Raw genomic sequence first — 5381 nt, forward strand, 5'->3', positions numbered from 1 at the left:
CGTCGCCACTCGTCCATCGGGATGGTAAGCCCCGTCGATTTCGAAGCCCAGCTCGCTGATCAAAATGGTAATAAGAAAGCCGCTGCTTAACCCCTAAGCAGCTTAACAACGTGTCCACGATTTGCGGGCAACCCTACTAGCTAAAACACAGATCGTTTGAATTTACGCAAAGAAATAACACTCACGAACAACGAAACTATACTTAATATTAGTGGAATACGGCTGGGTGGAACCTCTAGAGCGAAAAGTAGGAATCTCCAATGCGTATCAAATAATGATGGCCAAAGAGCGGTTTGCAAAACAAGCTGTGCTACAAGTAACAAAGCGAGTGTATCCACACTCACATATCTACCTATAAGTAGTGTCAAAGCGGTAAGAACAGTAGATACATAAGCGAATCTAGTGCTTCCTATGCCACAAAGGGAAAAGATCCAAGGAATAATCCATAAAACTAAGAGAACTATACCATCAATAACTAGCCAATTCCGTGAAACTTGAGCCTCTAACCTGGAAATCTGATTTCTGAAGAAAATCACTGGCAATGCAGCATAAGAAAACGAACACAAAGTACCAACGTTTGCCCCAGCAGTATCATCGAGCCAAGGGATATTTAGCAACCATCCCTCAGCGAAAGAAAGAACAAAGGCAATAAACAGCACCATTATTAGGACAGTAATTAGCCTATGCCCACGGCAGTACAAGAATGCGTATGAAGTCATGGGCTAATCGCTCACTCTGCATACAGAATGCTCAATACGTTGAGCAACGTCTTCAACGGTAACTTGTTGATTAGGCTCCCAAGGAAGACCACTAAGCGTAATTCCCAAATCTTTCGCCGGAATTCCACAGACTTTAGCGTCTGAACGAATGAGTTCCGCAGATCCAGCTTGATCCACAAACTCTCCAACTATCCCTTTTACAGTGGATTGACCGCTTAGACTTAGATGCTCTTCCGAAAGATCTCCCCACATGACGGGACGTTCTGAGAAATCTCTCCACTCAGGGGGTGATATTTTAGAGAAAGCATCCCTCGCCTGGATATTAAGCGATATATTTTCGTTAGGAACTTCCGGCCATGCGCAGACCTTAGAAGAGCAAACAACCTCACGAGAATCTCTTTGTTCAAGGCCAAACTCTGTGAGCTGCTGCGCCCAAGCAAAAGAACCGATGAGGGAAATAAGGCCTAAAAGGAAAGTCAACATATACATTTTACAGCGGTTCCTAAGCAATGCCGCAGCCGAGATTATGGTCAGCGTGGCTCCAATAATCCCTGCAATTGCTGTTCCAATTGCTTTCACATCTAGCGTTACATCAAAAGAACAGCACGCTAAAAAATCACCAGTTATATGTCTTAAGGATCCAGGAGAAGTGGCTGGAATTACCGCATACCACGTATATGCAAGCGCAGCTGATACAGACACTGAAACCAGTGGTTTAAACGAAAAGCCAAGTGCACTTCCGATTAATGTCCAACAGGCACCGACGATGGACGAATACGTCAGCATAACCCAAAAAACTGAAGATCCGAGCAGTGCAGAATCAGTACTTTGTGAAAGATTTGCTAATACATAGCCAAGAGGAAAAATCAGCGACCATGCAAACATTCGGTTCACATAGATACGAGCCACCGATTTTCGCCCCATCTGCACTAGAGGACGAAATCGTGATGCCTCCCATGCCATTGCGGCAGAAACCGCAGGGGCAATTACGAAGAATACCAATGTAGATTGAGCAGCTATCGACTCATAGTATGGCGTCTTTCCTAATTCCGAAATAGGAACCGCGCTGAGGATTATCCCAATAAGACAAATCCATAATGATGGACGGCGAAGCCAGTGTTTAATACCGAAATTAGGAACCACTGTAGTTTCCTCTCCGTACAAAAGATCGTGAGAGAATATGTGCCGGGGATTTTCCGGGTTCTGAAGCTAACTGCACGAAATCATGTCGTGAACCATCAAAATGTAGCTTTCCCTTATCAAGGACGAGAACGCGCTCGAAAGGTCTCTGTAGTTCGCCGGCATCATGCGTTGAGACGACTAGATTATGTCCTCTATCAACAATCCGTTGATATACCTCAGTTACATGCTCTTTGTTGAGTGGATCAAGTGCCGCACTTGGTTCATCAAGCAGCAGTGTTTCCGCCCCAGAGTTCAACGCAGTGGCGATCGCCAGCCTAGAGCGTTCCCCTCCGCTAAGACTTTCACACCGTTGATTAGAGACTCTTGACAGATCTACAAAATCTAGCCAATCTAAGCTTTCTTTCTTTGCGGCCTTTTTATCTCGCCCAAACAGCCAAGCAACATAAGCACAGTACTCACTAGAGGTGAAACCGGTAATAGGATTGAATGTCTGCTCTACTACAGATATAGATCCATTCCTTAGGACTGTTCCTTCCTTTGGAGAAGAATCTGATGCAAGAGCAGAAAAAAGTGTTGATTTCCCTGCACCGTTAGCTCCCAGAAGAAGCGTGGGTCGTTCATCTATCACTAACTGTGGTATATCCAGAATTATTTTACTTGAACGCCGGATTTTTAGTGCATTAGCTTGAATGGTCGCTACCATACAAATTTCATCCATTTGATGGTTAAGTGGTTCCAATCAAATGTATGGATATCAGCATGATAATTTCCCGCAGCCTGGCGCCCCCACCCGCCTCGGTCCCATCCTCCATAGCATTTATTGAGCGAACGTGAACCTAGGTCGGGGTCCGGCTTCATAGAAAGCTCTCGACGCAGGGTCATCTCAACTTTTCCAGGAGATCCATGTGGATCATTTAAACAGGTAGCTGCTGTAATCTCCGTGTTGTACCCGTCTATATTTCGATCGATCCACCCACGAGTCTTGTAGCCATCGCGAACGCCACTAACACTGGTTTCAAAGTTCCCCTCCGCGTTCGCTGGAGCAGCGAACATAGAAACCGTCAAGGCGGTTACTAACCCTGCTGCAATTTTCTTCATCACAGTACTTCCCTCTCGGAATTTAGACACGTCAAAATCGACCTCACCTTTATGACCTTTATGTGTGTTTGCTTCAGACTTCAGTATTATAAAGGATCGCCTATATCGGGAACAGTGTTAACCTAACATAGGCATCTATAGCATGTACAGCCCGCAGTAAAGATATTCTAAGTACTACCCCCAATTACCATTTCTTCTTAAGGTTGATCCGCCTCCAAAATGGCATGTCCACTTCATATCCCACGAACTAAACGCCAGGTTCAAACGACATAACTGTTCCGAGTTGACGCGTCCCCGCTAGGCTAAGAGCGCCCCTTTGCGGGCAATCCCAGCAACGCTTCGTTGACGACATGATCCTCATCGACGACCGGCCAGATGAGGTTACTGAACGTATTTTGCCAGGCCATTGGGAAGGCGACCTCATCCTTGGTAAAAATAACCAATCAGCGGTAATCACATTAGTAGAACGCTTCAGTAGCCGCGTGAAGTAATGAATCCACGATCTGCTTGTTTTAGGACTCGGCAGATGGCCCCGGGCCCCAAACTGATCTTTGTACGCGTCGATGTAAGGGATCATTTGGTCGTGGGGTAGTCGAGTTCCGCTGCGAAAAAGCCGAAGCAGTCTTAACAATCCCGTTTGCTCGTTTCAGCTCACGGTTTTCGCGGCGCAGACGCTTGAGTTCTTCTTCCATTGTTTCGCTGCCTGAAGCGTCAGAATTATCGCGTACTGAAGCGCTGTCACGGTACCAAGCCCGCAACGTGTGGTGAGATCCTCCAAGGAGCTCACCGATCTCTGTGTAGGCACGTTGCAGTGAGCAAGACTCCAGGCGGACCATTTCGATGATCTGATGGACCGCCTTCTCCTTAAACTCGACGGAATACTTTCTAGGCATAGTTCAATCCTTCCTTAGCTGAGGTAAGAACTAAACCCAGGACGCTTCAGTTTGTATTCCATATCACGCATATGAGCATTCCCTTCGTTAATTAAAGAAGGTACTTTTAGGATAAGTAATTTTCTACAAGTAGGAGACTCTATCATGTGGAAATACTGGATCAAAAACGCACTAGGCAAGACAATGGCTGCTCTACTTCTAATGGCTAATTTGTCTCAACCAGCTGCCAATGCATCTACCTCTGCCCCTACAAAAGATTTCGGGGTCATCCCAGGAACAGTGGAAAGCTATGACTCTACAGCGGAGGAAATCTTGACAGAAGTTGCCACTTCGAAGAACTTCGATACTTCTGTCGACTCGGAATTATCTTTCTTTGGAAATAAAGGCCCCTACACTATAGTGTCGCAGTGGACGGATAAGAATGGAAAGCTGATTTACCTTCGAGAAAAGGCTCGGGCGAAAAACCAGAACAAACACGGTTTATCCATTCGTGCTTCACAAGCTTCAACAAAATATGCGCCAAAGATTAAGCGCTCCGGCGACCGCTATGAATATCGCCTGCCCATGGATCATATTTCCTGCTCGGGTTGGGGACCTTTTAAGAGGTGCCGGAAAGTTGAAACCACAGACATATTAACGGTGGTTGGTTTCAACAAGGTAAGGGACGGCAAACCTTACGGAGTTGTAACCACCCACTGCCTTGGCTACCAAGGCCGTTGCCCGCAATGGATTATCAATTCACCGCAGATTAAATAACAAATGTACAAAACGATACCTCAATCGTGGGCCACGGGGCTCGCTGGGAAAGACATTTCCGGAAAGGATATGTCCAACTATGATCTGACGGACATCAATCTCGAAGGAAGCATATGCAAAGGATGCTCGTTCCGTGGCTCCATGGTGGCATGGGCTAACTTGAAATCGGCAGATTTCACCGACGCAGATTTTACGAACGCAATTCTTAGCGAGTCAGACCTTCGTGGAGCGACATTAACGCGCGCTAATTTTACGAACGCATATCTGGTACCTGTTACCGCCAATCCAAGGCAATTCTCTGAATGTACAGGTTTGGAGGCAAGTAATGTGATACTTTATAGTCCCTGATTGCGCCTAAACGAATTCCGTTCAAGCCCTACCGTAAATCGGGCGTTGGAAACGCCTAGGGCGGTGCAGCCGTATCGGTAAATCTGCACACCCGTCAGTCCTGTCATATGTCTTGCCATATGGCGGGACATATGATGAGGTATATACTTTAGCGTATGTGAAGTGCCCCGTTGGGGTTGCCCGCAAATCGTGGACACGTAGTGGAGCTACCTCGTGGTTAGGTAGCTATTTCTTTTCTGCTGGTGGTTAGGCTGGTGTGGTTCTCGAAGTCGATGGGGCTGACCATCCCGAGGGCTTCAGTGTCGGCGTCGACGGTTGTAGACGGCTTCAATCCAGTAGGCAACGGCCTGACGCGCAGCATCGCGGGTGGCCAGCGCTTCCGGTCGTAGAACTTAAGTTTTAAGCGTCGACCAGAACGACTCAG

The 5381-nt window shown here is 46.9% G+C and carries 7 protein-coding genes and 2 pseudogenes; 3 read left to right on the top strand and 6 right to left on the bottom strand.

Features of this window, described 5'->3' with window-relative positions; translation table 11 throughout:
- Positions 1 to 140: 140 nt before the first annotated feature.
- Genes ABRP95_RS11765 through ABRP95_RS11780 form a run of 4 tightly spaced genes read right to left on the bottom strand, consistent with a single transcriptional unit; the run spans position 141 to position 2960 of the window.
- On the bottom strand, positions 141 to 662 hold the full coding sequence (locus ABRP95_RS11765) for a hypothetical protein (protein WP_284771331.1): 522 nt from the start codon (positions 660 to 662) through the stop codon (positions 141 to 143).
- A gap of 60 nt (positions 663 to 722) precedes the next feature.
- Complete coding sequence (locus ABRP95_RS11770) at positions 723 to 1862, bottom strand: hypothetical protein (protein ID WP_349839480.1); 1140 nt, start codon at positions 1860 to 1862, stop codon at positions 723 to 725.
- The gene (locus ABRP95_RS11775) at positions 1852 to 2565 is read right to left on the bottom strand and encodes an ATP-binding cassette domain-containing protein (protein WP_284771329.1); all 714 of its coding nucleotides are present in this window, start codon (positions 2563 to 2565) and stop codon (positions 1852 to 1854) included. Before ABRP95_RS11775 ends, ABRP95_RS11770 begins: the two co-directional genes overlap by 11 nt.
- Complete coding sequence (locus tag ABRP95_RS11780) at positions 2559 to 2960, bottom strand: hypothetical protein (protein ID WP_349839482.1); 402 nt, start codon at positions 2958 to 2960, stop codon at positions 2559 to 2561. The genes ABRP95_RS11775 and ABRP95_RS11780 overlap by 7 nt, the downstream gene beginning before the upstream one ends.
- A gap of 347 nt (positions 2961 to 3307) precedes the next feature.
- On the opposite strand from ABRP95_RS11780, the pseudogene ABRP95_RS11785 reads away from it, so the two are divergent.
- A pseudogene (locus ABRP95_RS11785) lies at positions 3308 to 3436 on the top strand (IS30 family transposase); the annotation flags it as partial.
- On the opposite strand, the pseudogene ABRP95_RS11790 reads toward ABRP95_RS11785, so the two are convergent.
- A pseudogene (locus tag ABRP95_RS11790) lies at positions 3435 to 3853 on the bottom strand (transposase); the annotation flags it as partial. The pseudogenes ABRP95_RS11785 and ABRP95_RS11790 sit on opposite strands and share 2 nt — an antisense overlap.
- 201 nt (positions 3854 to 4054) lie before the next feature.
- On the opposite strand from ABRP95_RS11790, the gene ABRP95_RS11795 reads away from it, so the two are divergent.
- Positions 4055 to 4609: a hypothetical protein gene (locus ABRP95_RS11795; RefSeq protein WP_284771327.1), complete on the top strand. Its 555-nt coding sequence runs from the start codon at positions 4055 to 4057 to the stop codon at positions 4607 to 4609.
- A gap of 69 nt (positions 4610 to 4678) precedes the next feature.
- Positions 4679 to 4957: a pentapeptide repeat-containing protein gene (locus ABRP95_RS11800; RefSeq protein WP_349839481.1), complete on the top strand. Its 279-nt coding sequence runs from the start codon at positions 4679 to 4681 to the stop codon at positions 4955 to 4957.
- Between the two features lie 217 nt (positions 4958 to 5174).
- On the opposite strand, the gene ABRP95_RS11805 is transcribed toward ABRP95_RS11800, so the two are convergent.
- Positions 5175 to 5381: hypothetical protein (locus tag ABRP95_RS11805; protein ID WP_502880375.1), on the bottom strand; the 207-nt coding region annotated here is incomplete at its 5' end.

The sequence above is a fragment of the Corynebacterium sp. KPL2895 genome (assembly GCF_040225815.1).
Classification (GTDB): Bacteria; Actinomycetota; Actinomycetes; order Mycobacteriales; family Mycobacteriaceae; genus Corynebacterium; species Corynebacterium rhinophilum.

Bases quoted from the DNA above. Each gene is read 5' to 3' on its own strand.
- ABRP95_RS11775 (WP_284771329.1), bottom strand. From the start codon at position 2,565: ATGGTAGCGACCATTCAAGCTAATGCACTAAAAATCCGGCGTTCAAGT.
- ABRP95_RS11780 (WP_349839482.1), bottom strand. From the start codon at position 2,960: ATGAAGAAAATTGCAGCAGGGTTAGTAACCGCCTTGACGGTTTCTATG.
- ABRP95_RS11765 (WP_284771331.1), bottom strand. From the start codon at position 662: ATGGTGCTGTTTATTGCCTTTGTTCTTTCTTTCGCTGAGGGATGGTTG.
- ABRP95_RS11800 (WP_349839481.1), top strand. From the start codon at position 4,679: ATGTCCAACTATGATCTGACGGACATCAATCTCGAAGGAAGCATATGC.
- ABRP95_RS11795 (WP_284771327.1), top strand. From the start codon at position 4,055: ATGGCTAATTTGTCTCAACCAGCTGCCAATGCATCTACCTCTGCCCCT.